Here is a 25,963-nt window from a genome sequence, read left to right as displayed (position 1 = left end):
CTACCTCATAAAAAATAGCTTTCTTATTTCCTCAAAGAATCGGGACTCTTTAAGAGAAACGTCTACATTTATTCCGTCTTGATGTAATAAATATCGATTTGTTAGATTTTGAAGTGCAGTTGATACTTTAGAACGCGGATTTATTAATAGAAAAGGAATTTGACTGTTTACTGCTTTTCTAACACTAGAATCTTCAGGCAATACTCCTAATATTGTTAAATCCTTATTTAAAAATTTCTTCCCCACTGTTTGTAATCGATGAACGATTTCATTCCCTTCCTTTATGTTGAAGGCCCGATTGCAAATAAGGAAATAATTTTTCTGAGGGTCTTTTAAATGCATAAATTTAATCATTGAATAGGCATCAGTCATAGAAGTTGTTTCTGGAGTTGTGACAATAAATAAATCGTCTACCGACATTAACAGATTCAATGTATTGATTGATGCCCCTGCACCCATATCAAAAATAATAAAATCATAACGGGCTTGTAGCTGTTGCATTGAACAAAGGAATACTTCTATATGTGCCTTATTCCATTCGGTCATCTCATTTAATCCTGAGCCACCACTAATATAGGAGATGCCGTATTTTGAATGATAAATAATATCGTTGAGATTTTTGTCGTGATCATTCATAAATGTTGCCATCGACTTTTTTGCTTGCCCACCAAGGAGAAGGTGTACATTTCCCATCCCAATATCCAAATCAAACAATAATACTTTATTCCCTTTTTGGGAAAGTGATAGGGAAAAATTAACGGAAACATTTGACTTTCCTACTCCTCCCTTTCCACTAACAATTCCAATGGTTTTTGCGATTGATTTAGATTCACTAAGCTTTAATCTTAATGTTTCAGCTTGATCCTTCATTTACTTTTATCCTCAAGGAATTGATTAATAACAAATTGTTTACTTGCTTCATGAATATCCTCTGGCACACTCTGTCCATTTGTAATATAGGCAGCACCTTTTTGATACCTTAAAATTAGATTCATCATTCCACCAATCGTAGTGGTTTCATCCATTTTTGTAAAAATAAACTTATCCACTCCATAATTTTGAAATCGATTAATTACTTCTTCCATATCTTTTTGTTTTGATGTTAGTGAAAGAACTAGTAAAGTTTCACTTAAAAACTTCTGATCTTCTAGCTGGATTAGATGATCTAAATCCATCACAAATTGAATGTCACGGTAATTTCTTCCGGCAGTGTCAATAAAAATTAAATCAAAAGCACTAAATTGATCTATAGCTTTTTGAAAATCTTCTCGTTTGTACGCCACTTCCACTGGAACACTTAGCAGATTTGCATAAGTCTTTAATTGTTCAATGGCTGCGATTCGATAAGTGTCGGTTGTAATGAAAGCAATTTTTTTCTTATGAACCAAGACTGCTTCTGCCGCTAATTTTGCTAGAGTAGTAGTTTTCCCTACCCCAGTTGGTCCGACTAAATGAATGTATTTTTTATCGTAATCAATACAGCCAAATGACAAGTGATCAAGCATTTGAAGAAACCATTCTTTTTGCCAATCCATTAATTGTTGTTTACTCACATTGGCATCTGACTGTCTCCATTTTTCGTTCAAACTTTTTGCCACTTTGATGATCCATTCATCATCTAGATCTTGTTCTTTCAAATGTAATAATTCTTCCTGAATCCTTTGAGGATAATCTTTTAAATTTATTGATTCATAAGGGTTAGAAAAAGAATCTAATTGTTTTTTTAACTGTTTAACTTCTTTTGCTAACACATTATAGATTTCCTGTTGTGTTGATTCTTGTGGAATATTGTTATCTGAAATTCGGCTAGCTATTGGAACCTTTGTTTCTAGTTTTTGATTTGGTATTGGGTCAATTGCAGCAATGACTTCTATATTCTTCTTCTTAAAAAATCCAAGAAAACCACCATTGGTTCTAATTTTAGAATTTAATATCACGGCTTGTTCTCCAAGATCTTTTCTGATCGTTCTCATCGCTTCTGACATTGTAGAAGCTACATATTTTTTGACCTTCAATCTACATTCACCACCCCTAGGCTTTGAACTTCTACATTCGCTTCAAGCTCATTGTATGAAAGGATAGGCACTTGTGGGAAATACCTTTCAGTCAGTTGACGCAAGTACATTCTGATAGCAGGCGAGCATAGAATGATAGGTGATTCTTCCATAAGAGACAATTGTTCGATTTGAGATGCAATGCTTTCTAAAATACGTTGTGAATCATTTGGGTCTAGAGATAAATAATTACCATGTTCTGTTTGTTGAACGGCATCTGCAACCATTTTTTCGATCTTTCCAGACATCGTAACAACCTTCAAGGAATTACCTTGGTCAAGATATCGATTAGTAATTTGTCTTGCTAACGCTTGACGAACATATTCCACTAACAAATCTGTATCAGAACTCATTTTCGCGTAATCAGCAAGGGTTTCAAATATAATGGGTAAATTTCTTATTGACACATTTTCTTTAAGGAGTTTTGATAATACTTTTTGTACTTCTCCTACTGATAATGGGGTAGGCGTTACTTCTTCTACTAATATTGGGTAAGATTCTTGCAAGTGATCTATAAGCTGTTTTGTCTCTTGACGCCCCAGTAATTCATTCGCATTGTTTTTAATAACTTCTGTAATATGGGTAGAAACAACGGATGGCGGATCGACAACAGTATATCCGAATATTTCAGCTTGTTCTTTCACTTCTTCCCCAATCCACTTTGCCGGTAGCCCAAATGAAGGTTCTATTGTATCAATCCCTTCGATAGCATCCTCATCAACACCTGGACTCATGGCTAAATAATGATCGAGGAGTAATTCTCCCCTTGCCATTTCATTTCCTTTAATTTTTAAACGATACTCATTCGGCTGCAGCTGGATATTATCGCGAATTCTAACTACAGGAATCACAAGACCAAGCTCGATTGCAAGCTGCCTTCTTATCATAACGATACGATCAAGAAGATCTCCTCCCTGACTTGTATCTGCCAACGGAATTAAACCATAACCGAACTCAAACTCAATGGGATCCACATTTAGCAAATTCACTACACTTTCAGGGCTCTTCATTTCATCTTGTTCAGTCTCTTCTTCCATTTCCATTAGATCCATTTCATCTGGTTCTGGGGTTTTAGACAGCATATAGCCACCTATAATAAGTCCTGCTGCAATAGGAATCGTTAAAATATCATTGATCGGTGTGAATAATCCCAGCAAAAGAATCGTCCCTCCTGAAACATATAGCATCATTGGGTAAGCAAGCAACTGTTTCATAATATCTTGACCTAGATTACCTTCCGATGCAGCTCTTGTTACGACTATTCCTGTAGCAGTAGAAATTAATAATGCAGGAATCTGACTAACAATTCCATCTCCTACTGTCAATAGGGAGAATTTGGATGCAGATTCAGTCAAACTTAGACCTTGCTGCATCATTCCAATAATGATTCCAAAGATTAAATTGATCATTACGATAATAATTCCAGCTATTGCATCCCCTTTAACAAATTTAGAAGCACCATCCATTGCTCCATAAAAATCTGCCTCACGACTGACTTTTTCTCTTCGTTCCCTTGCATCATGCTCTGAAATCATTCCAGCATTTAAGTCTGCATCAATGCTCATTTGTTTTCCCGGCATTGCATCGAGAGTAAAGCGTGCCGCAACCTCAGAGACCCTTTCAGAACCTTTTGTTATGACGACGAACTGAATGACAATTAGAATTATAAAAACAACCATCCCAACAAGAACATTTCCTCCTACTACGAATGTTCCAAAGGTTTCCACAACGTCGCCTGCATCACCAATACTAAGGATTGACCTCGTTGTGGAAACATTTAGTCCCAATCGAAAAAGAGTTAATAATAATAACAAGGATGGAAATATTGAAAACTGTAATGGTTCGTTCATATTCATAGATGTTAGAAGCACAAGTAGTGCAAGAGCAATATTTATTATAATCAGAACACTAAGCAGCCATGGTGGAAAAGGAATCACGAGCATCGCCACAATGAGTATGACACTGGCGAGTACAGATAAATCTCTTGCTGACATCAGTTTTTCTCTCCTAACTAAACGTTACAACTTATTTTTCAACCTATAAACATAGGCCAATATTTCAGCTACCGTTTTAAAGAATTCTTCAGGAATCCCATCTCCAATTTCAGTTCCATCATATAAGGAACGCGCGAGTGGACGATTTTCTATCATTATTACATCGTTTTCTTTGGCAATGAATTTAATCTTTTGGGCCATATAATCGACTCCTTTTGCCACAACGAATGGAGCCTCCATTTTATCTTCATCATATCTCAAAACTACTGCATAGTGAGTTGGATTCGTAATCACCACATCTGCATCTGGAACTTCTTGCATCATTCTTCTCATAGCCATTTCTCTCTGCTGCTGCTTGATTTTTGATTTTATTAACGGATCACCTTCAATATTTTTGTGCTCATCCTTTACATCCTGCTTAGACATTCGAATATTTTTTTCATAATCATATTTTTGATAAAGATAGTCGAATATTGATAAAAAAAGTAGGGAAAGGGAAGCAGCAATCCCCATTTGAATTGTTAAACTGAGCATCGTTGTTAGTGAATCATAGGTAGATTTAAAGGCCAGCCCCAAAACTTCATCAATTCTCAACCAAAGAACAAAGAAGGTAATGACACCAACAAATGATATTTTCAAAATCGATTTTAATAACTCTACGATTGCCCTCATAGAGAAGATTCTTTTTGCACCCTTAATGGGATCGATTTTCTCAAGTTTAGGCTGAAGAGGTTCACTAGTGAATAATACTCCAACTTGTATATAATTTGATACAATTCCAGCTATCATCGCCACAATCATGATAGGTCCAATTAATAGCGCAATTTCCTTCAGAAGATCGACCATTATAATGTTAACCGTTCCTTCTGTTAGGTCCATCAATATATACTCTTGAAAGGAATGACGGAAAAGATCAAAGGCCGTATCTCCTATAAAAGAACCTGAAAAAAGAAAAAATAAGAAAACGGCAAACAAAATAATAGCCGTATTTAGATCCTGGCTCTTAGCCGTTTGCCCTTTTTTTCTAGAATCCTGGCGTTTCTTAGGTGTCGCCTTTTCCGTTTTTTCACCACTAAAATATTGAAGATCAAGTGATAATAGATTCACCTTATGTGCCTCCAAGTAATCTCATTAAATCCCTCATAGTAACGAACATCATTTCGAATAATTCCTGCATTACAGCCATTAATATCGCCATTACGATAAATAGTACTATGAAACTAACAGCAATTTTTATTGGAAAACCGACAACAAATATATTTAATTGCGGCACCGTTCTCGCAAGAATACCGAGAGCAACATCTACAAGAAACAGGGTGGCAACGACAGGAATCGACATTTGAAAGGCCATAATATAGACAGAATTAAAGGTGTTGATGATAAATTCCACAACATCTTCGTCTCCTAGAGGGATCCATAATTGTTCCATAGGGATGTATTCATAACTGTAGAAGATTCCATCCAATATTAAATAATGACCATTAAGCGCTAGTAACAATAATAAAGCAAAAGTATATAAGTATTGACCGATGAGCGGACTATGTGCTCCAGTTTGAGGGTCAATAACGTTTGCAATCGCAAACCCCATTTGGAAATCTATAAAGCTTCCGGCAATTTGAATGGCAGAAATAATCATATATGCGGCAAATCCAATTAGAAGACCCACCAGTGCTTCCTTAATAACTAACAATAGATATATTCCATCGAATTCAAATGGAGCTGCTTCAATGGAATAAAACATAATCCATGAAAGAACGATGGAAAGCCCAATTCGATGTCTAGCAGGTATCGTACGGTATGAAAATAACGGCATCGTTACAAAAAAACTTGTTACCCTTACAAGTATTAATAAAAATACAGATAAATTCGGTATAATCTCATTCATTCCTTAACCTACGAACCTTGTAAGATTTGAAAATATTTCAGAAGCATACGTAACCAGTTTCGTCAGCATCCATGGCCCAAAAAACACGATACCAATTAAAACAGCCACTATTTTTGGAATAAATGCTAGAGTTTGCTCCTGAATTTGTGTTGTCGCTTGGAAAATACTCACAACAAGTCCGACTACAAGTGCAAGCAATAACAAGGGACCGCATATAATCAATGTTGTATAAACTCCTCTTTCTGCCAAAGCGATCACCGATTCAGCACTCATACGTTTCACCTACTTAAAAACTTTGTAAAAGAGATTTCATTACTAAATACCAACCATCTACAAGGACAAATAGCAAAATCTTAAAAGGTAAAGAAATCATTACCGGTGGTAACATCATCATTCCCATCGACATTAATACGCTCGCTACAACCATATCAATCACTAGGAATGGAATAAATATCATAAACCCAATTTGAAATGCGGTTTTGATTTCACTTAGCGCAAATGCGGGGACCAGGGCTGTCAAAGGAATATCTTCCACACTTTCTGGTGCTTTTGCGCCTGAATAATTTAAAAAGAGTTCTAAATCTTTTTGTCTCGTATGCTCACTCATAAAATCTTTAAATGGTACAGCTGCCTTCTCGTATGCTTGTTCGAGATTAATTTCTTCATTAAATAATGGGGTTAATGCCTGATCGTTCACTTCTTGAAAAGTAGGCGCCATGATGAAAAACGTTAAAAATAGTGCAAGACCAATTAATACTTGATTGGGTGGCATCGATTGTGTTGCAAGTGACGTTCGTACAAACGACAACACGATGATAATTCTTGTAAAAGAAGTCATCAATATAAGTATGCTGGGCGCTAATGACAAAACAGTAAGCAGCAAAAATAATTTAACAGAAGTAGAAACCGTATCAGGTGAAGATCCGTTAAAGAATTCCATAAATTCATTCATTTGAACGATTCTCCTTCTCCTCAAACTCTTTCATCAACTGTTTCCGTCCATTGCGAAGCTCATTGATTTGTTTCGATAATAAAGAGTTAAAGGACTGATGGCTGCTATTTTGTTTTTTTGGCCCTAACCATTTTGTGAAAAGATCTTTTTGATTTAAAAGCTGATTGTTTTTTTCATTATAAAAGCTAAGAATCTCATCTTTTTCATTCTCATTTTCTATTTCCTTTAATAATTGAATGTCTTCACCTACTCCTAGTACTAGGATACGAGTTCCCACTTTTATGACTTGAACGGAACGACTCCCCCCTAATGGTGTTCCTCCTAAGTTATGAATGAGTTTTGATTGTTGAAACGAGCGACTTTTTTGGTTGATAAGCTTTAACAATCCATATATTAGTGCTATAACAAACACTAGGGCAAAGAGCATTTTGACATAATCAAGAAAGCTGACACCCGTTGTACTAGTTGATTTGGGACTTGATTTAGGTTCACTTTCTATTTGCAGAGAATCCTCATTACATTTCCCTGGATTCTCCACACATTCTTTTACATTACCCTCGAACTCCGCTTGAACGGGATAGCTAATAATAGAGGAGATGGTAAGCAGAATTACAAGAGTAATAGTAACGTTTAGTAATTTAAACAAAACTAGAGCACCTTCTTGTGTTGATTGGTTAGTTTAAAGCTTTTTGAATCGCTTCACATACACGGTCTGCTTGAAATGGCTTGACTATGAAATCCTTAGCCCCTGCCTGAATGGCATCAATTACCATTGCTTGCTGACCCATGGCAGAGCACATAATAACTTTTGCGCTATTGTCAAATCCTTTGATTTCCTTTAACGCAGCAATCCCATCTTTTTCTGGCATTGTAATGTCCATCGTAACAAGGTCTGGACTTAATTCTTTATATTTTTCAACGGCTTGTACCCCGTCTGCTGCTTCTCCGATTACCTCGTAACCATTCTTAACTAAAATATCTTTAATCATCATTCGCATAAACGCTGCATCATCTACGATTAGAATTTTGTTTGCCATTTAATAAACCTCCGCTAAGCTTATTTTAATCTTTTTAATCTATCTGATTGACTAACAATATCGGTAATTCTAACACCAAAGTTTTCGTCTATAACGACCACTTCACCTTGTGCAATAAGTCTACTATTTACAAGTATATCTACCGGCTCACCTGCTAGTTTATCTAGTTCAATGATAGAGCCAGATGATAGCTCTAGGATATCTTTCACTGAACGCTTTGTTCTTCCTAACTCAACAGATACATTTAATGGGATATCAAGTAACATATCAAGATTTCTAGATTCATGATTTAGACTACTTGTTTGTTCAAATTCAGAGAAAGATGCAGGTTGTACATTAACCTTTTGCTGTGCAGCTACTGCAACACCACCATTAGTATTAGAAGTGGCTTCACTTGTTGGATGATTTGAAAGCTCATGATGTGAAGAGTTCTCAATGTAATTCGATTCAACATTATTCACGGATTCCTGTACAGCCGGTTCATTTTTACTGGTTAATTCTTTCACTAAGCTTTTTGCGAATTGAAGTGGAAGTAACTGCATAATACTAGAATCAATTAGATTACCAATTCTTAATGAAAATGAAACACGAACCAGCAAATCCTGTTCAGGTATGTTTTCAGTTCCTTCACCTTCTGGTATGTACATAAGATCTATCGATGGTGGGGATATATCCACTTTCTTACCAAAAACCGTTGACATACTTGTTGCAGCTGACCCCATCATTTGATTCATTGCTTCTTGTACAGCACTTAACTGGATCTCGCCTAGTGAATCAGAAGGGTCAATACCATCCCCTCCTAACATAAGATCGGCAATCACTGCTGCATCCGATTGTCTGATCACTAATAGATTCGCCCCAGAAAATCCTTCTGTATATTGAACCTGTATCGCTACATATGGATGAGGAAATTCATCCTGCAAGTTCCCTTTATCGATGATAGAAACCTTAGGTGTTGTAATTTCTACCTTCTGATTTAATAGAGTTGAGAGAGCAGTCGCAGAACTACCAAAAGAGATATTTCCTATCTCACCTAAAGCATCTTGTTCAAAGGAATTGAGATATTCCTCTGTATGGATTGAGGTTAATTTGATATCATTCTCTTCATCAGAAGTTCCCCGGAGAAGTGCATCAATTTCATCTTGAGATAGCATATCATCACTCATCATCCTCATCTCCCCCTTTCATTGTGTCTATGATTTGTACAGCTAACTTCTTGTTTACTTTTCCTGGCTGACCCGTGAATTTTGGTATTTCACCTATCTTGACTACTAATGGATCGGCGATGCACGTTTCTAGCTCAATAACATCTCCAATAGATAGAGATAAAAAATCTTCAATACTGATGCTGGATGTTCCTAACTCAGCAGTTATAGGCAAGTCAGCTTTTTTTACTCGTTTTTCTATATTTGTAATCTCTTCTGGTAAACGTTCCGTTTTCTTCGTTTGCATCCAATAGCTTACAGATAACTTAGGTATGATTGGTTCAAGAACAACGTGAGGAATGCAGATATTAATCATCCCACTCGTTTCCCCAATGGTGGTATTCATTGAAATCACTACAACTGTTTCATTAGGTGATACCATTTGGAGGAATTGGGGATTTACTTCAAATTCCGCAAGAAACGGATCGATATCAGCAATATTGCTCCATGCATCTCGTAAGTTTTCAAATGCTCTTTCAAAGAGATTAGACATAATTTTCGTCTCAATTTCAGTTAGATTTTCTACCTTATTAATACCTGTCCCTTTTCCTCCCATCACTCTATCCATCATTGAATAAGCAATATTCGGATTCACTTCCATTAAAATCCTACCATTTAAAGGTGGAACCTCAAATACATTTAGGATTGTCATGTTTGGGATGGACCGAATGAATTCCTCATACGGAACCTGATCAGCAGAAACAACAGAAATCTGCACATATGTTCGTAGTTGAGCCGAAAAATAAGTGGTTAAAATTCTAGCAAAATTTTCATGAATCCTTGTTAAACTTCTCACTTGATCTTTTGAGAACCTTAATGCACGTTTGAAATCATAAAGCTTAACTTTCTTTTCTTCTTCTTCTTTTTTTAATTCATCTGCACTCATTTCTCCTGTAGATAATGCAGATAGTAAGGCATCAATTTCATTTTGAGATAAAACATCACTCGACATTTCCCCACCCCCTGTTTCTTGTTATTGAATAATGTAAGAGGTGATATAGACCTTCTCTACTTTTCCTTCTTGCATGAGAGAATTAACTTTTTCCTCAATTTGCTCCTGAAACTGAAGCTTACCATCTTTTCCTTCAAGCTTTTCAGGGGTTAACTCCGATAACTCATTTATAATAATATTTTGAACTTGAAAATCCCTTTTTTGTAATTCTTCTTTGGCATCCTTGCTTTCTGTTTGCATTTTAAATGAAATTTTAATAAAATCATTATTTCTTAAATTTGTAGTAATTTCAGGAATGTCAACAGAAGCTTCTAACACTTCGTCAATAGTAGGTTTAGTGTTATCATCTTTATCCATCTTTAGAATGACAATGAGTGCAATAACACCTACAAGAAGAATAGTTCCGATCAAAATAAGTGTCACTGTAAGAAGCTTATTCTTCATCTTTTGACCTCCCTGTGAAGTTCGCACCCAGAATTTGAATGTTTCTATAGAAAATATTCGCTAATTGTTGCACTTCATCTTCTCTTTCTTTTACAACAAACTTTCGACCATTTGTCAGCGTTATGGTCGTATCAGGAAAGGTTTCAATCGTTTCTATGTATAAGGCATTGATGGTGAATTTTTTTCCGTTTAATCTTGTTAGATTAATCATAATGATAGCTGGGATAACACAAATGATTAGCTAGGGTTCAATTGTAATGTCATCCCATCCCTCCCTTACTATCTATTATCGTTTCAAATTTATGAGCTCTTGGAGGATTTCATCCGATGTTGTTATAATTCTCGTGTTTGCTTGGAAACCACGTTGAGCGGTAATCATTTCAGTGAATTCTTCTGATAAATCAACATTTGACATTTCAAGTGCTCCGGATATAAGACTTCCACGCCCCTCAGAAGCAACTCCATAATTTGGTTGACCTGAGTTATTAGATTGTTGAAACAGATTACTTCCTGCTTTCGTTAATCCTCCACTGTTGGAAAAGGTCGCTAATACTAATTGGCTTAGTACCCTTACTTCACCATTACTGAATACTCCATTTACTTCACCAGAAGACCCGACGTTGAAGCTTTCTAAATATCCTTCTGAGTTTCCGTCAACTGTGTCAATATTGGCAGAAGTTGAACTATCAAATTGGGTAAGCTTGGAAAGATCAAGGTTAATGGCCTGTCCTGTTTTAGCATTATTAGTTAGATCAAGGGTGATATTGCCACTTCCACTTTCAAATGCTCCTTCAGAATCAAACTTTAATTCCCCTGTACCTCCATTAATATTTACCCCATTCGAAGTGGATGTGACTTCATAATCCCAAGTGTTATCTCCTTTATTTGTCAGTGTCATTTGGAGATCAAGATCTTGTCCTAATGAATCTTTCACTTTAAAATCAATGACCACTGGTTCATCCTTTACTTGACTATTCTTCAAGTTCCCATTAAATGAAATATTTGACGTAGCCTGCGGAGCCATCGTAGTATCCGTATCAATAACAATATCATTTAATGCAGATTGATTAATTGTTCCATCATCATTCATTCCATATCCTTGGACTAGCTGTCCTTGTCCTGTAACTAGACGACCTTCAGAATCCAAATAAAAATTACCTGCCCTTGTAAACATTTCGTTATTTCCTTGTCTAACAACAAAATAACCATCTCCAGAAATACCAACATCTAATGCTCTTCCCGTTGTTTGCATACTTCCTTGTGTGCTGATTACATCTATAGTCGCCACTGTTGAACCTAAGCCAATTTGTTTAGCATTTTGTCCACCACGATTATCTGTTGCACGACTCGCTCCCGATACCGTTTGATTCATTAAATCCTGAAAGGTTACACGGCCTTTCTTAAATCCGTATGTATTCACATTTGCGATATTATTACCTATTACGTCAAGCTTCGTTTGAAAATTTTTCATTCCACTAATTCCAGAATACATTGAACGTAGCATATTTTTATCCCCTCTCTTGTTGCACTGCGTCATTCAATTAGCAGTACAAGGCTTCCTTATAAGTCCAGCCAACTGGTCTATTAAAATAGTTCCGTTAATAGTTATAAAAATGGGTGAGTGTGCTTCTTTTGAATCCATGGCAGTAATGAATTTTTAGCACTAATAATCAATGCTGCACCCTTTAATAAAACTCGAGATTCATTTACACCTTTGCCTTTTGCTTCGACTATATTCGTATCAATTAATTTCCAAACATCAGAAGAAATCCTAATATTCCTTTGTTCCATCCTCTCCAATGCTGCTTACTAATTAATAGTTTTGCATTTAGAGCATTGGTAAAATGGGGCGAAAAGGAAGTTTGAGTCTGATTGTTTAATCTTTATTTACGTAATGGGAAACTAGACGTAAATGGTTGCGATGGGACCCTATGCAAATATCTATACAACCTCCCCGGTTATGATTCTATTTTAGTTAATTCCTCCGCTTCCACTTTGTTTCCATCTTCAAAGTGCACCCAAATCGATCCATCTTTTCGCGAGATTGATTTTACGATATTTGATTTTTCTTGCCCTTCAGCCCCCCATGTAACCTTCTTACCAATTAATAATGATGCGGCTACAAGGGAAGAGTTTTCATTTGTGTGAGCATTCACTTGAGAAATATTGGCTGGTGTTAATATTGTTCCGTCGTCCATAATAAATTCGACAGAGTTACCATTAAAGCGGACTCCTTTTATTACTCCCTGCCCTTCGATTATTTCAGGAGAGTTTTCTGGATCTTCGCTTTCTTCGATTTTATGCCAAGTTACCTGTTTTCCAACAAATTGATTATATGCAATCATTTGACTTTGGCTATTAGATTCTACAAAGCTTTCCATCGTTTTCGTTAGGTTTGTCATTTGTTCTAATGAAGAGAATGTTGCCATTTGTGCGATAAAATCTTTGTCTTCCATCGGGTTCAACGGATCTTGATTTTGTAATTGTGTCATTAGGATTTTAAGGAAATCATCTTTTCCAAGGATGTTGTTTCCGCCTTCTCTCACTTTACTTTGTAGTGAGGAATACATTAAGTTTGGATCAATTTTGGTAGACATCTAATTCACCTTATTCTTCCATTTTCATCAACAATTCTTTAAAGCTTTTATCTATATCTTCGTCTTTTTCCGATGCATGCTCCTGTTGTGAATGCTTGGATTGTTGCTGATTTCCATGCTGACCTGTGCTGCTTCTATCAGATTGTTTCGGACTGTCATGCATAGATTGAGAGATTTCAATCTTATCTACTTGAAGGTTTTGGCTAGTTAAAGCTTGTTTTAATGCATGAATCTGCGAATCTAGTATTTCTTTAACGCCGGCTGTACTTGTAAGGATCTTCGCTGTCATCATCCCATCTTTTTGCACTAATTCAATTCTTAACGTACCCAGGTGTTCAGGATAAAGTTTTACTAACAGCTTGTTCATATTTGGATTTTTCATCAATTGCGATTTTGAAAGCATATTGGAAAACTCTTTCACGAACTGCTCATAATTTATGTTTGCGTTATCCGATTTTGTCAAAAATAACGTTAATTGTTCAACCTTTGGCATGGGCTGCCCAGTATTCAAAAGAATCCCTGTATTTTTTGGTTTAATCTCAATCGAGTTTTCAGCTGATGCTGTTTCTATAGAAATATAGGCTTTTTTAAGGACATCATGTAAATGGGATGACTTAGAATTCTGGTTAGCCATGATTACTTCTAGCTTCTCAGTCATATCATGGAGGAAACTATTTAGTAAAAACCTTTTTTCAGCTTGCTTTAATGTATCTGCTTGTCCTTGTAATGTTTGGAATACTTTAGCTATAGAAAATAAATGATTCATTTCTACCTTTGGTAATTTCTTAAAATCAACAACAGGTAAATATTGAATGAGCTGAAGGGTATCAAATAGCATTTCTTCTTCATCAAAAGATTCAAGAGACTTAATTGTTTGTTGAAGTTCCGGCTTAATTTGCTGGATTGATTCTTTTATTTTAGCCACTAATTGCTTGAATTCTTTCAAATCAACCCCTAAAGCCTTTAAGGCATCCATTAAAGTAAATGATTTTGAGCCTTCCACTTCCCATCCATCTAATTCCAGTTTTCCTGACAAGAGATTAAGGATATTTTGAATATTACTAGCTTCATTCTCTGATAAACCTATTAGCGGGGTTCTCATATTCCCCATTATGGCTGAAAAGCTTCCATTATACTTTTGCTTAAAGATGCCTAGCTTTTCAGAAGGAATAGTTCCTTGGCCTCCTGTATTGATCAAACCTATATTCAAGGTTTCACCCCCCTTTTAATCGTTTGCTTGTTCATTTGATTCTGATTCAATTGATATTGATTCAGTAAAGGAAGCCGCTTCTTCAGGAGGCATTTTTTCTAAAATTTTCGCTAATGAGTCAGACTTTATACTAGATAGAATCTTTAATGCCTCAGCGTCTTCCATTGCTATTAATACTGGGGCAGCACTTTTGGCTGACATTGCTTCAAATGTTGAAACCACTTCTTTAAACGCACGTTTATTCTCTTCTTGAATTTGTTTTAACTCATCGATTTGATTCTTTAAATCTTGTTCTTTTCGTAGAAGTTGTTCCTTTTCTTGTTCCTGATTGTTTATCTTACTTTGAAGCTGTGTTATTTTTGCTTCTTTATCCTTAAGCTGACCTTGTAGATTTACAATCTTCTCATCAAACTTTTCAATATTTTTCTTTTCTTCTGATGGCAGGACTTTTGAAAGGATCGGTATTTCGTTAACTTTTTCAAAAATATTTACTCCCATAAATGTCATAACAATTAATGTAACGATGACAGCAAATAAAAGCGGAATGATTCCTGCAAAGAAAATCCATTGTAATCTTGAAAAAGTTTTCTCATCCCTTTCTTTCTCTACTGTTTTCACCATACGTTTCACCTAATTTCCTCTGTTCATAAATTGCATGACTGTAAGTTCATCTAGAAATTTTTCTTCCGATAATCTCATTGAATCTTTAAATTGACAAAAGTCTTTTTCTTTCATCTTTTCATATTTCTTCACTTCAACACTCATCTCAGATAATTTCTGCTCGTACCAATTCATTCTATTTCTCGCTTGAATGACTAGCTCTTGGTAATACTCAATTGTTTTTTCGATATTTGAGATAAATTGCTGATAGTGCCTAATTTCATGGATTGGAAACCCACTGACAAGCTTATTTGATTGAAATATTTCAAGATTTTCCTTCTTTTTCAGAAGATCATAGAGTTTTTCAGCTACCAGCTCAAATTTTGAAATCGATTCCTGGTAATAATTCTGAGCTTCTTCTTTTTCTTGTTCCTTTAGATTAAGAATCTTTTCAAATTTAAAACGGTAAGCCATTATCTCCATTCTCCTTTATTAGCAAGGTCCAAAAGTTTTTTAACACTTTCCTCTAAACTTGATATTTCGTCCGTACTTTGTTTTAAATATGAGGTAATTTTCGGATAGAATTCAATCGAATCGTCAATCTCTCTCGAAGTTCCTTTTTTATAAGCACCGATATTAATAAGGTCTTCTGAATTGGTATAAGTGCTAAGTAAATCTCTTATTTTTCCAGCTGCGTGGAGATGATTTTTAGAAACAAGATGATTCATTAATCTACTAACACTTTTCAAAATATTTATAGCAGGATACTGCCCTTTGTTCGCAATATTTCTATCTAAAACAATATGACCATCTAAAATTCCCCTTACCGTGTCAGATATCGGCTCGTTTAAATCATCACCATCAACTAGAACGGTGTAAAAAGCTGTTATCGTTCCAAATTGATTTGTACCCGTACGTTCTAACAGCTTCGGTAAAGTGGCGAAAACAGAAGGAGTATACCCTTTGGTCGCTGGTGGTTCACCCACAGCTAAACCTATTTCTCTTTGCGCCATCGCTACACGTGTGACAGAATCCATCATCAGCATGACGTTATATCCCCTATCACGGAAATACTCAGCTATCGCTGTTGCGGTAAAGGCTCCTTTGATTCGCATTAATGCCGGCTGATCAGAAGTAGCTGCAACAACTATCGAACGTTTAAGACCTTCTTCTCCAAGATCCCTTTCTATGAACTCTCTAACTTCCCTTCCACGTTCACCAATCAACGCGATAATATTAATATCCGCTTTTGTATTTCTTGCAATCATCCCTAGCAAGGTACTCTTCCCTACACCACTACCTGCAAAAATACCTACACGTTGACCTTTTCCCACTGTTAGCATGCTATCAATCGCTCGCACCCCTACTTCCATTTTCTCTGAAATAGGGGGTCTCTTAAGTGGGTTAGGAGGAGATTGTTCTGTATTAACAGGAGTCAGCCCTTGCGGAAGTTCTTCGTCTGTTAAAGGATTTCCCATTGAATCTACCACTCGACCAATTAATGACGGACCTACTTTAACTTGAAGTGATTGTGATGTAGCTTCTACCAAACAACCTGGAGAAATTGCATGAATAGTAGAGAAAGGCATTAAAATCACCGTTTCTTCCCTAAAACCAACAACCTCTGCTTTGATTCTCTGTCCAGTTTGTGCAAGGTGAATAAAGCATACATCACCTATTGAACTCTCGGGTCCTTTTGACTCAATCATTAACCCCACTACTTTTTTTACTTTTCCATACTTTTTAAATGTATTTATCGAAGGGATTTTTTCAATTAAATCGATTGCTTTCATGAGTCTTCACCTTCAAGGAGTTCGATTAATTTATTCTTTATTTCCGTCAATTGATCATTAATACTTACCATAACCCTCCCATTATTTGATTCAATAAAACAGTCCATTTCCTGTAATTCTTCATTTGGATAAAGATACATTTGAATAGTACTTGGGAATACTGCTTCCAGTTCTTCTCTATGTGAATCAAGTAAAGAATATTTGGTAGGGTGTATATGAATTTGAACATGCGGTAACTCTCTTACTTCTTTCAAGCCTCTCTTGACAATATTTAGAAACACTTCAGGTTGTTCATCCAAAATACCGCCGATAATCTTCTCTGCCACCTTAATACCAATCTCTACAATGGTTTTCTCTGATTTCTCAAGATGTTGGTGGAATTCTGTTTGAGTAGAATCAACAATTTCTTTCGCTTGTGAGAGCATTTCCTTCATTTCTTGATAGCCTTTTTGTTGCCCTTCACGAAAGCCTTGAAAATAGCCGTCTTCTTTTGCTAGATGAGCTAATCTTTCATTTTCCTTTTCCATTTGCTGCCGTTCACAAACTATTTCATTCATCATACTTTCTTTCAAAGCTGTAGCTTCTTTAATAAGCATATCAGCCTCTTTCCTTGCTTGAAGAATGAGTTCAGATTTCAATTGTTCAATATTCTCCATTGCTGAAGATGAATCTTCACAAAATTCGTTATCATTTAAAGCAATACTTCTAAGTGAAATTCTCCTGGTACCCTTGGTAGGATACGCTTCACTGTCCGCTTTGATAATTCTAGACAATAATATCATCCCCTCCACCACGGGCTATGATAATTTCACCAGCTTCTTCTAATCTTCTGATGATGGCTACAATACGTGACTGTGCCTCTTCAACATCGCGCAAACGAACGGGTCCCATAAATTCCATTTCTTCTTTAAACGTTTCGACCATTCTTGTTGACATATTACGGAATACTATTTCCTTTACCTCATCACTTGAAACTTTCAAGGATAGAAGTAGATCCTCATTATCCACATCACGGATAACTCGTTGGATTGAACGATTATCAAGTGTAACGATATCTTCAAAGACAAACATCCGCTTCTTAATTTCCTCAGCTAACTCTGGATCTTGAATCTCTAGTGCGTCTAAAATTGTTTTTTCTGTTGATCTGTCTACACCATTTAATACCTCGACAACAGCTTCAACTCCACCCGTTTGAGTATAATCCTGGGTAACAGTCGCTGATAATTTCCTCTCTAGAATTGCCTCTACCTCACTAATGATCTCAGGTGATGTACTATCCATTACGGCAATTCTCCTTGCAATATCCGCTTGTACTTCTTGAGGTAGTTCTGATAGGATCTGTCCTGCCTGCTGGGGGTCAAGATAAGATAAAATCAATGCGATTGTTTGCGGATGCTCATTTTGAATAAAGTTTAAAATTTGAGCAGGTTCGGCTTTCCTCGCAAAATCAAAAGGTTTTACTTGTAGGGATGATGTTAACCGGTTTATGATTGCCGTTGCCTGTTCATTACCTAAAGCCTTTTCCAACACAGTTTTTGCGTAGCCAATTCCTCCCTGAGAAATATAATCCTGTGCTAAAGCAATATGGTGGAATTCTTCTAAAATATCTTCCTTTGCTTCTGAATCTACTTTTTTTACACCAGAAATCTCTAACGTCAATCGTTCAATCTCTTCTTCAGTTAGGTGTTTATACACCGATGATGCAACATCAGGTCCTAAAGATATAAGGAGTATGGCAGCTTTTTGTTTTCCTGATAATGCTTTCTCTCTCTTGGCCATTGTTCTTCCTCCTAATCCTCAGATAACCATGTACGAAGTAATTTAGCGAATTCTTCTGGTTTTTCTCTTGCCATCTTTTCGAGCTGTTTGCGTTTCATAGAACCCTCTGTTTCATTTTCAGTGTTCACATCCGGAATATTGATCGGTTCCTTCGGTCCCTCGACAAATATTTCTTCTTCTAAATCCTCTTTCTTTCGAGAACGAATCATAATAAAGATTAATAATGCAATGACAGCAAGTAATAATCCACCAATCGCATATGCCCACCACGGTAAAAACGGCTGTTCTTTACTATCAGCCTCGAATTTCTCTGCAAAAGGTTGAACAGAGACAACAATTTTATCTTCAATTGCTTCTTCTGTTAATTCAGTTCCAACATCTTTATTAATGGATGTTCTCACAATCGTACTAAGAATTTGCTGAATATCATCTATTCGGTTTTGTGGCAATGAGCCAGGATCTTTAGGATCTGGTGGTTCTACCATCACTTGAATTCCTAGATCCCGAATTTTATACGGACTTTCAACTATTTCTTTTCTGACTCTATTTACTTCATTATTAATCTTTTCTTCTATTCTTTCATAGTCACCGTTTCCTTCCGTTCCTTCCAGGTAGGAACCAGCATCATTTTGTTCCTCTGCTAATGGTTGACCGCTTGCCGCCCCTCCATTTCCTGTAAATGTCTCTGTTATTCTCTGTGCGCTTACAGCGATTCCTTCCATATTCTCTTCGTCAACAGGAGTCACTAAATTTTCTTCCCTATTCTCCTTGGTAAAATCGATGTCAGTTGTAACAGAGACAACGACTTTATTAAATCCAATCAATGTTCCAAGCATATTCTGAACTTGTCTTCTAATATCTCGTTCTATTTGATTTTTTATATCCATTTGCTGAACGACATTCCCTGTTCCAAATGAATGATTATTTTTTTCTAAGTCGTAATACTCAAAAAATTGATTCATTATGACGATATTTTCAGTAGGAAGATTAGGGACACTCTTCGAAACCAAATGATATAAAGAAGTAATTTGTTTCTGATCAAACTGATGACCTGGCTCAGTGTTTAATACTATCGATGCGGATGCATCTTGTGCTTGATCATTAACAAATATTCCTTTTTCAGGGAGGTTAATCATCACCTTTGCGTCCTTAACTCCTTCGATTTCCTGTATCAGATTTGAAAGCTCGGTTTGCATGGCATCTAATTTTAATACTTTAAATTCATTATCTGTCATACCAAACCCGGCGTTTTGACTAAAGAAGGAATAATCAATATTACCAGAGTTAGGGATGCCTTCAGCTGCTAACTCAACCTTGAGAGTGTCTACTTGTTCTACAGGGACTTTAATTGTTGAACCTCCATCTGTTATTTCAGAAGGAATCCCTCTACCATCAAGATTTTCTTTAATAGATCCTGTCTCAGATGGTTTGAGGTTACTGTATAGTGGAACGAGTGTCGTTCTCGTTGTGAAATAACTAATTAAGACGATAGCCAGAATGGCCACTAAGATAGAAATTCCCATAAACCCTTTTTGTTTCCCTGTTCGAGAAGTCCAAAAGGTTCTAATTTTCTCACGGTACATTTTCACTTTTTCATTCATCACAATCCCCCGGTATTTCTGTCTAGTCTATCGGGTCATAAAATTATATTAGACTTGCATTCTCATGACTTCTTGATATGCTTCGACTACTTTATTTCGAACTTCCATTGTTGCTTGAAGAGTTATACCTGCTTTTTGTGAAGTAATCATTACTTGATGTAAATCAATATCTTCTCCATTAACAAGTTTTTTTGTCATTACATCGGATTGAATCTGAGCGTTATTAACTTCTTCAATCGATTTCTTTAAAAAGTTCGAGAACGAGATTTGAGCCTCTGAAGGTTTTACTAAATTTTTTTTAATCGACGGACTAAATTGACTAGCCTCAATCGAATGAATATTATGGATTGCCATCTAGTACTCTCCTTATTTACCGATTTCCAATGATTTCATCAACATTCCTTTAGTTGCATTTAGGACAGTTACATTTGCTTCATATGATCTCGTCGCAGAGATCAAATCCACCATCTCCCTTAATGGATCGACGTTTGGTAGCTGTACATAACCATCTTCATTCGCATCTGGGTGTTTTGGATCATAAACTGTTTTAAAAGGTGTCTCGTTATCTTCATTTATTCTAGTTACTTTCACACCATTCCCGTAACTGTTAGAATCCAAAGAAGCCCTTGCTTGGTTGAGAAATCCAGAGAATGCGTTATCTTTCGCTTGTAATGTAACTGTTTTTCGTCTATATGGCTCCCACTCACCATTTATAAATTTCCCTCTGGTTGTATCTACATTTGCCATATTCGATGATATAACATCCATCCTTAATCGTTGTGAAGTTAAAGCCGAAGACGTTGTGTTCATACTATGGAAAATTGACAATATTATTTTCCTCCTCTAATGACAGATTGAAGGGAATTGAATTTACCACTCATTCGATCACTTAAAGCATTAAAATAGATTTGATTCTTTGCAAGCTCTGTCATTTCTCTATCAAGGTCCACTCCATTTCCATTGTGGTTATATTGAAAATTCTTCTTCTGAATGACCGACGAATGGTTGCTCCCGCTAGTAAAGGAGAAATGACGCGGATCCGTTCGTTTCGCTTCAAAATCATTTAATGAATTTTGAAAATAATGATTGAAACTAACTTCTTTCGCTTTATAATTTGGAGTATCTATATTTGCTATATTTTGAGAAGTGATATTTTGCTTTAAAGAAGAATAATTTAGTCCAGCTTCTAAAACATTAAATGTATTAGAGAATAGCTTCATTTCGACACCTCAACCTTATATTTCAATATCGTTACAATTATTCGACAAAATACTTCATAAGCCCTTATTATTGTAATATTTATGAATTTTACTGTCTATGAATAATTTGTTAATTCTTCATTAATATTCAAATAACCACAAAAACCATGACTATTCTACTAATTTTCACAGAATTACCATTCCTTCATTTATTTAATAATTCAAACTGTTTACATATATTACATAACGTTACATCAAGCAATTCTCCATCCTGCGAATGGAATTTTATCCCTTTGTCATTTCATTAAAATATATTTCATTTAGTAAAATAAAAAACCTCCCAAAAGAGGAGGCAAATCAAAGAAAAAGTCGATTTCAATGTACACCTTTTCTGGTAACCCGGCTACCAATGATTTCTCTTTTCGGCCCGTGGCTTTGCGTCCCCCTCTTTCGAATGAGTTTGCCATTTCATCATAATGAATATTGTCGAATTTCGTCATAATTACATTTTACTACCATTAGAGTAAAAAACAATATAATTATTTAAATATTTCCTAGGACTTTTATATCATTTTATACCTTTTTGACTATTTTCATTACGATATATCGATATAAATCTATATGTCTTTCTGCATAAATCCATATTGTATATTATTTAATTAAGTAAAACAGTCATAATTTGTATATATAAATTTATATTTTCAGTCAACTTTAAACTTCAAAGCAGAATTACCTAAAACTTATAGATCTTAAGCTGAAATTTTTGAAAAAAAGTTTAACAATGTTAAAGTAATTTCTAAAAAATTTGTTTATAGTTTATTGGGTTGTCTTTAACTACAAAAAAAAGGATACCCTTATTTAGGTATCCTCGAGATTTTCGATTAATAATTTATTAATTTGTTTTTAACTTTTCAAGCTCAAATAAGAATTTGTCGTTCAGAACTTTGATATAAGTTCCTTTCATTCCTAATGACCGAGATTCGATTACACCTGCACTTTCAAGTTTACGCAGAGCATTTACGATTACTGAACGTGTAATTCCGACTCGGTCGGCAATTTTAGATGCCACAAGTAGTCCTTCATTTCCATTAAGTTCTTCGAATATATGTTCAATCGCTTCTAATTCACTATAAGAAAGGGAGCTAATGGCCATTTGAACTACCGCTTTACTTCTTGCTTCCTCTTCTATCTCTTCTGCTTTTTCACGAAGGATTTCCATACCTACTACGGTAGCACCGTATTCCCCCAGAATTAAATCATCATCATCAAAGCTAGCTTGTAGACGAGCTAAAATTAATGTTCCTAAACGCTCTCCTCCTCCAATAATTGGAACAATTGTTGTCAATCCCTTTTCAAATAACTCTCTATTCTCTACAGGGAAAGCAGTATATTCACTATTCACATCTAAGTTAGATGATGTTTCTTGAATATTGAATAAGTTCTTAGTATACTCTTCAGGAAATTGACGATCTTCGAGCATTTGTTTCATACGTTCATTTTCGATTTGTTGATTAATAGCAAACCCTAACAGTTTCCCACGACGGCTAACAACGAATACGTTAGACTCAATCACACCACTTAATGTTTCAGCCATCTCTTTAAAATTAACAGGTTTCCCTGCTGCCTTTTGAAGCATTGCGTTAATCGTTCTTGTTTTACTTAATAAATTCATAGTTCTTCCTCCTAGTACAATTAAATGTTATCGAAAATATAAATGTTAAATAATATAAATTCATTACCCTATTCTCTATGGGTGCAAACTTAGAGAATAAACTGACTTAGGTCCTTATCTTTTGAAATCGCACCAAGTTTTTCTTCAACATAATTTGGTGTAATGTTCACACTTTCTAAATTAATGTCTGGTGCTTCAAATGATAAATCTTCAAGAAGTTTTTCCATGATAGTATGAAGTCTTCTTGCACCAATATTATCAGTATTCTGGTTTACTGAGAAAGCGATTTCTGCAATCTTACGAATAGCTTCGTCAGAAAATTCAATTTGTATACCTTCTGTTTCCAATAATGCAATATATTGTTTAACAATTGCATTATCCGGCTCAACTAATATTCTTACAAAATCTTCAACAGAAAGTTTTTGTAATTCAACACGGATTGGAAACCGTCCTTGTAGCTCAGGTATCAAATCAGAAGGCTTCGCCATATGGAAGGCACCTGCAGCAATAAAGAGGATATGGTCTGTTTTAACCGTACCATGCTTTGTTACTACTGTAGACCCTTCCACAACAGGAAGGATATCTCTTTGAACCCCTTCTCTAGAAACATCTGCTGATGATTGATTAGAACCCTTACTTGCAATCTTATCAATTTCATCGATAAAAATGATCCCAGTCTGTTCTGCTCTATGGACCCCTTCAGATGTTACTTCATCCATATCGATAAGCTTTGAAGCCTCTTCGTTCGTTAATGCTTTACGTGCTTCTTTTACTTTGAGCTTACGCTTTTTCTTCTTTTTCGGCATTAGATTTCCTAAGGCGTCCTGCATATTCATTCCCATTTGTTCCATTCCAGAACCTTGGAGCATATCAAACATGGATGGTGATTGCTCTTCTACCTCTATTGTGACCATTTCGTCTTCAAGTTCTCCATTTGCAAGTTTATCTGCAATCATCCTTCTACGGTCATGGAGCGTGTTTTCTTCTTTCACGTCGTTGGTTTCTTGCTCACCTTCGGCTTGATTTCCGCCAAAAATCATTTCAAATGGATTTTTATAGCTGGTTCCCTTTTTCTTAGATGGAACTAATAGTTCAACAAGTCGTTTATTGGCATTTATTTCAGCTGGTTCTTTAACTTCCTGCATTCTTTCTTCCTTGACAAGCCTTACAGAGGTTTCGGCCAAATCTCTAACCATTGACTCAACATCACGGCCAACATAGCCTACTTCTGTAAACTTTGTCGCTTCTACCTTTATAAATGGAGCCCCTACTAGTTTTGCCATTCTTCTCGCAATCTCTGTTTTCCCCACACCAGTCGGCCCCATCATTAAGATGTTTTTAGGGATTACCTCATCTCGAAGCTGATCTGCTAATAAGTTACGGCGATAACGATTTCGTAGTGCGACCGCAACGGCTTTCTTTGCTTCATTTTGACCTACAATATATTGATCTAAACGTTCAACAATTTGTCTTGGGGTTAATTGATTTTTTGATTTTTTCAAGATGTACACTCCTTTTTACAGCTCTTCTACAATTATTTGGCTGTTCGTATACACACAAATGTCCGCTGCTATATTTAACGCAGCTTCCGCAATTTCTTTAGCTGATAAATGTTCCCCTGCATGCTGCTTAAGTGCTCTTCCTGCTGATAAAGCATAATTGCCACCGGATCCGATAGCTAAAATTCCATCATCTGGTTCGATTACTTCACCAGTTCCAGAAATGAGAAGAATGTTTTCTCGATCCATGACAATGAGCATAGCTTCTAGCTTCCTTAAAACTTTGTCACTTCTCCACTCTTTGGCAAGTTCAACAGCTGCACGAGGTAAATTGCCATTAAATTCCTGTAGCCTTCCCTCAAACATTTCAAATAAGGTGAAGGCGTCAGCAACAGAACCTGCGAAACCAGCTACCACTTTACCATTAAAGAGCTTCCGAACTTTCTTGGCTGTATGTTTCATGACTACCGCATTTCCAAATGTAACCTGCCCATCCCCAGACATTGCACATTGTCCTTTATGATGCACAGCAAATATTGTTGTCGCATGGAAATTCCCCATTTTCTGACCCTCCAAAATAAGTTATGCTCTCGGGTGGTGATTTAAATACGTTTTCCGTAAATGCTCCTTAGTAACATGTGTATAAACCTGGGTTGAAGAAAGATTGGAATGACCTAATAGTTCTTGAACCGTTCTTAAATCAGCTCCGTTATTTAATAAATGCGTGGCAAAAGTATGCCTTAACATATGCGGATGGATTTTTCCATTTAATGAAGCTTTATTTATCAGCTCCGTTAATATATGGCGAATCCCTCTAGATGTTATAGGGGCACCTCTAAAATTAACAAAGACTGTACTATGCTCTTGATCTTTGAGTAGTATATTACGCGACTGTTTTATGTATAGCTCTAGAGCATCATGAGCATAGCCTCCAAATGGCACATACCTTTCTTTATTCCCTTTTCCTTTTACAAGAATCGTCGATAATGAGAAATCAATATCTGTTAAGGTTAATCTCTCACATTCGCTTACTCGGATACCCGTAGCATAAAGTAGTTCAAATATCGCTCGGTTTCTAACTTGTAAAGGCTCATCTCCTTCACATACATTTAAAAGGCTTTCAAGTTCTTCTTCATAGAAGAACTTCGGGAGCCTTTTCTCTGATTTAGGCTGACTCACTAATGCGAAAGGATTTTCACTCGTTTTCCTATCTCGATTTAAAAATCGATAGAAACTCCGAAGACTTGATATCTTCCTTGCAATCGTAGCTCTTGATAAATTTCTTTCATGTAAAGACGTGAGAAAAAGTCTTGCATCCAAATACTCGACGTCATCTAACTTATTTATACTTTGTTGTGTTAAAAATAAATAAAACTCCTGAATATCATCTTGATAGTACTCAATAGTATATTTTGAATAGTTTTTTTCTATTTGTAAATATTCTACGAATAACTGTAAAAAAAGATTCAATTTTTTCTCCATTGTTTAAC

Annotated in this window: 30 protein-coding genes and 1 riboswitch; all 30 genes read right to left on the bottom strand. The window is 35.9% G+C overall.

Features of this window, described 5'->3' with window-relative positions; all coding sequences use genetic code 11:
* Entirely contained in the window at positions 1 to 870 is an 870-nt protein-coding gene (locus JOC86_RS16620) for a MinD/ParA family protein (RefSeq protein ID WP_205174024.1), read from the bottom strand.
* Entirely contained in the window at positions 867 to 2,015 is a 1,149-nt protein-coding gene (gene flhF / locus JOC86_RS16615) for a flagellar biosynthesis GTPase FlhF (RefSeq protein ID WP_205174023.1), read from the bottom strand. The genes JOC86_RS16620 and flhF overlap by 4 nt, the downstream gene beginning before the upstream one ends.
* Positions 2,012 to 4,048, bottom strand: a complete 2,037-nt coding sequence (flhA, locus tag JOC86_RS16610; protein WP_205174022.1) for a flagellar biosynthesis protein FlhA — start codon at positions 4,046 to 4,048, stop codon at positions 2,012 to 2,014. The genes flhF and flhA overlap by 4 nt, the downstream gene beginning before the upstream one ends.
* Before the next feature lie 24 nt (positions 4,049 to 4,072).
* The gene (gene flhB, locus JOC86_RS16605) at positions 4,073 to 5,155 is read right to left on the bottom strand and encodes a flagellar biosynthesis protein FlhB (protein ID WP_205174021.1); all 1,083 of its coding nucleotides are present in this window, start codon (positions 5,153 to 5,155) and stop codon (positions 4,073 to 4,075) included.
* Position 5,156: 1 nt separating this feature from the next.
* Positions 5,157 to 5,933 carry a flagellar biosynthetic protein FliR gene (gene fliR, locus JOC86_RS16600; protein ID WP_205174020.1) on the bottom strand — a complete coding sequence of 259 codons (777 nt, stop codon included), beginning with the start codon at positions 5,931 to 5,933 and terminating at the stop codon, positions 5,157 to 5,159.
* Positions 5,934 to 5,936: 3 nt separating this feature from the next.
* The gene (gene fliQ / locus JOC86_RS16595) at positions 5,937 to 6,206 is read right to left on the bottom strand and encodes a flagellar biosynthesis protein FliQ (RefSeq protein WP_205174019.1); all 270 of its coding nucleotides are present in this window, start codon (positions 6,204 to 6,206) and stop codon (positions 5,937 to 5,939) included.
* A 13-nt stretch (positions 6,207 to 6,219) separates the two neighbouring features.
* Complete coding sequence (fliP, locus tag JOC86_RS16590) at positions 6,220 to 6,885, bottom strand: flagellar type III secretion system pore protein FliP (protein WP_205174018.1); 666 nt, start codon at positions 6,883 to 6,885, stop codon at positions 6,220 to 6,222.
* On the bottom strand, positions 6,878 to 7,531 hold the full coding sequence (locus JOC86_RS16585) for a flagellar biosynthetic protein FliO (RefSeq protein WP_205174017.1): 654 nt from the start codon (positions 7,529 to 7,531) through the stop codon (positions 6,878 to 6,880). Before JOC86_RS16585 ends, fliP begins: the two co-directional genes overlap by 8 nt.
* A gap of 28 nt (positions 7,532 to 7,559) precedes the next feature.
* On the bottom strand, positions 7,560 to 7,922 hold the full coding sequence (locus tag JOC86_RS16580; RefSeq protein ID WP_205174016.1) for a response regulator: 363 nt from the start codon (positions 7,920 to 7,922) through the stop codon (positions 7,560 to 7,562).
* Positions 7,923 to 7,942: 20 nt separating this feature from the next.
* The gene (gene fliY / locus JOC86_RS16575) at positions 7,943 to 9,091 is read right to left on the bottom strand and encodes a flagellar motor switch phosphatase FliY (protein WP_205174015.1); all 1,149 of its coding nucleotides are present in this window, start codon (positions 9,089 to 9,091) and stop codon (positions 7,943 to 7,945) included.
* Complete coding sequence (gene fliM / locus JOC86_RS16570; RefSeq protein WP_205174014.1) at positions 9,081 to 10,079, bottom strand: flagellar motor switch protein FliM; 999 nt, start codon at positions 10,077 to 10,079, stop codon at positions 9,081 to 9,083. The genes fliY and fliM overlap by 11 nt, the downstream gene beginning before the upstream one ends.
* Positions 10,080 to 10,100: 21 nt before the next feature.
* Positions 10,101 to 10,523 (bottom strand): flagellar basal body-associated protein FliL, encoded by a 423-nt coding sequence (fliL, locus tag JOC86_RS16565; RefSeq protein ID WP_205174013.1) that lies wholly within the window; start codon positions 10,521 to 10,523, stop codon positions 10,101 to 10,103.
* Entirely contained in the window at positions 10,513 to 10,734 is a 222-nt protein-coding gene (locus tag JOC86_RS16560; protein ID WP_205174012.1) for a flagellar FlbD family protein, read from the bottom strand. The genes fliL and JOC86_RS16560 overlap by 11 nt, the downstream gene beginning before the upstream one ends.
* 75 nt (positions 10,735 to 10,809) lie before the next feature.
* Positions 10,810 to 12,027: a flagellar hook protein FlgE gene (locus tag JOC86_RS16555; protein WP_205174011.1), complete on the bottom strand. Its 1,218-nt coding sequence runs from the start codon at positions 12,025 to 12,027 to the stop codon at positions 10,810 to 10,812.
* Positions 12,028 to 12,128: 101 nt separating this feature from the next.
* Positions 12,129 to 12,314: a hypothetical protein gene (locus tag JOC86_RS16550; RefSeq protein ID WP_239587646.1), complete on the bottom strand. Its 186-nt coding sequence runs from the start codon at positions 12,312 to 12,314 to the stop codon at positions 12,129 to 12,131.
* Between the two features lie 167 nt (positions 12,315 to 12,481).
* Entirely contained in the window at positions 12,482 to 13,120 is a 639-nt protein-coding gene (gene flgD, locus JOC86_RS16545) for a flagellar hook assembly protein FlgD (RefSeq protein ID WP_205174010.1), read from the bottom strand.
* A 10-nt stretch (positions 13,121 to 13,130) separates the two neighbouring features.
* Positions 13,131 to 14,330, bottom strand: a complete 1,200-nt coding sequence (locus JOC86_RS16540) for a flagellar hook-length control protein FliK (RefSeq protein ID WP_205174009.1) — start codon at positions 14,328 to 14,330, stop codon at positions 13,131 to 13,133.
* Positions 14,331 to 14,345: 15 nt separating this feature from the next.
* Positions 14,346 to 14,951 carry a MotE family protein gene (locus tag JOC86_RS16535; RefSeq protein ID WP_205174008.1) on the bottom strand — a complete coding sequence of 202 codons (606 nt, stop codon included), beginning with the start codon at positions 14,949 to 14,951 and terminating at the stop codon, positions 14,346 to 14,348.
* A 9-nt stretch (positions 14,952 to 14,960) separates the two neighbouring features.
* The gene (gene fliJ, locus JOC86_RS16530; RefSeq protein WP_205174007.1) at positions 14,961 to 15,404 is read right to left on the bottom strand and encodes a flagellar export protein FliJ; all 444 of its coding nucleotides are present in this window, start codon (positions 15,402 to 15,404) and stop codon (positions 14,961 to 14,963) included.
* The gene (gene fliI / locus JOC86_RS16525; protein WP_205174006.1) at positions 15,404 to 16,723 is read right to left on the bottom strand and encodes a flagellar protein export ATPase FliI; all 1,320 of its coding nucleotides are present in this window, start codon (positions 16,721 to 16,723) and stop codon (positions 15,404 to 15,406) included. The genes fliJ and fliI overlap by 1 nt, the downstream gene beginning before the upstream one ends.
* The gene (gene fliH / locus JOC86_RS16520) at positions 16,720 to 17,496 is read right to left on the bottom strand and encodes a flagellar assembly protein FliH (protein ID WP_205174005.1); all 777 of its coding nucleotides are present in this window, start codon (positions 17,494 to 17,496) and stop codon (positions 16,720 to 16,722) included. Before fliH ends, fliI begins: the two co-directional genes overlap by 4 nt.
* Positions 17,489 to 18,502, bottom strand: coding sequence for a flagellar motor switch protein FliG (gene fliG, locus JOC86_RS16515; RefSeq protein WP_205174004.1), 1,014 nt, complete (start codon positions 18,500 to 18,502; stop codon positions 17,489 to 17,491). Before fliG ends, fliH begins: the two co-directional genes overlap by 8 nt.
* An 11-nt stretch (positions 18,503 to 18,513) precedes the next feature.
* Entirely contained in the window at positions 18,514 to 20,103 is a 1,590-nt protein-coding gene (fliF, locus tag JOC86_RS16510; RefSeq protein WP_205174003.1) for a flagellar basal-body MS-ring/collar protein FliF, read from the bottom strand.
* Between the two features lie 48 nt (positions 20,104 to 20,151).
* Complete coding sequence (gene fliE / locus JOC86_RS16505) at positions 20,152 to 20,457, bottom strand: flagellar hook-basal body complex protein FliE (RefSeq protein ID WP_205174002.1); 306 nt, start codon at positions 20,455 to 20,457, stop codon at positions 20,152 to 20,154.
* 12 nt (positions 20,458 to 20,469) lie between these two features.
* On the bottom strand, positions 20,470 to 20,931 hold the full coding sequence (gene flgC, locus JOC86_RS16500; protein WP_205174001.1) for a flagellar basal body rod protein FlgC: 462 nt from the start codon (positions 20,929 to 20,931) through the stop codon (positions 20,470 to 20,472).
* 2 nt (positions 20,932 to 20,933) lie between these two features.
* Positions 20,934 to 21,323, bottom strand: a complete 390-nt coding sequence (gene flgB / locus JOC86_RS16495; protein WP_205174000.1) for a flagellar basal body rod protein FlgB — start codon at positions 21,321 to 21,323, stop codon at positions 20,934 to 20,936.
* A gap of 369 nt (positions 21,324 to 21,692) precedes the next feature.
* Positions 21,693 to 21,777, bottom strand: a riboswitch (cyclic di-GMP riboswitch).
* Positions 21,778 to 22,194: 417 nt separating this feature from the next.
* A complete protein-coding gene (codY, locus tag JOC86_RS16490) occupies positions 22,195 to 22,974 on the bottom strand; it encodes a GTP-sensing pleiotropic transcriptional regulator CodY (RefSeq protein WP_205173999.1) in 780 nt (259 codons plus the stop codon).
* An 89-nt stretch (positions 22,975 to 23,063) separates the two neighbouring features.
* The gene (gene hslU / locus JOC86_RS16485; RefSeq protein ID WP_472925694.1) at positions 23,064 to 24,479 is read right to left on the bottom strand and encodes an HslU--HslV peptidase ATPase subunit; all 1,416 of its coding nucleotides are present in this window, start codon (positions 24,477 to 24,479) and stop codon (positions 23,064 to 23,066) included.
* A gap of 12 nt (positions 24,480 to 24,491) precedes the next feature.
* A complete protein-coding gene (hslV, locus tag JOC86_RS16480) occupies positions 24,492 to 25,034 on the bottom strand; it encodes an ATP-dependent protease subunit HslV (RefSeq protein ID WP_205173997.1) in 543 nt (180 codons plus the stop codon).
* A gap of 21 nt (positions 25,035 to 25,055) precedes the next feature.
* Positions 25,056 to 25,955 carry a tyrosine recombinase XerC gene (gene xerC, locus JOC86_RS16475; RefSeq protein ID WP_205173996.1) on the bottom strand — a complete coding sequence of 300 codons (900 nt, stop codon included), beginning with the start codon at positions 25,953 to 25,955 and terminating at the stop codon, positions 25,056 to 25,058.
* Between the last annotated feature and the right edge of the window lie 8 nt (positions 25,956 to 25,963).

The sequence above is a fragment of the Rossellomorea pakistanensis genome, assembly GCF_016908495.1.
GTDB lineage: Bacteria > Bacillota > Bacilli > Bacillales > Bacillaceae_B > Rossellomorea > Rossellomorea pakistanensis.
The sequence above is the reverse complement of the archived record's forward strand: the minus strand, read 5'-3'. Positions and strand labels throughout refer to the sequence as shown.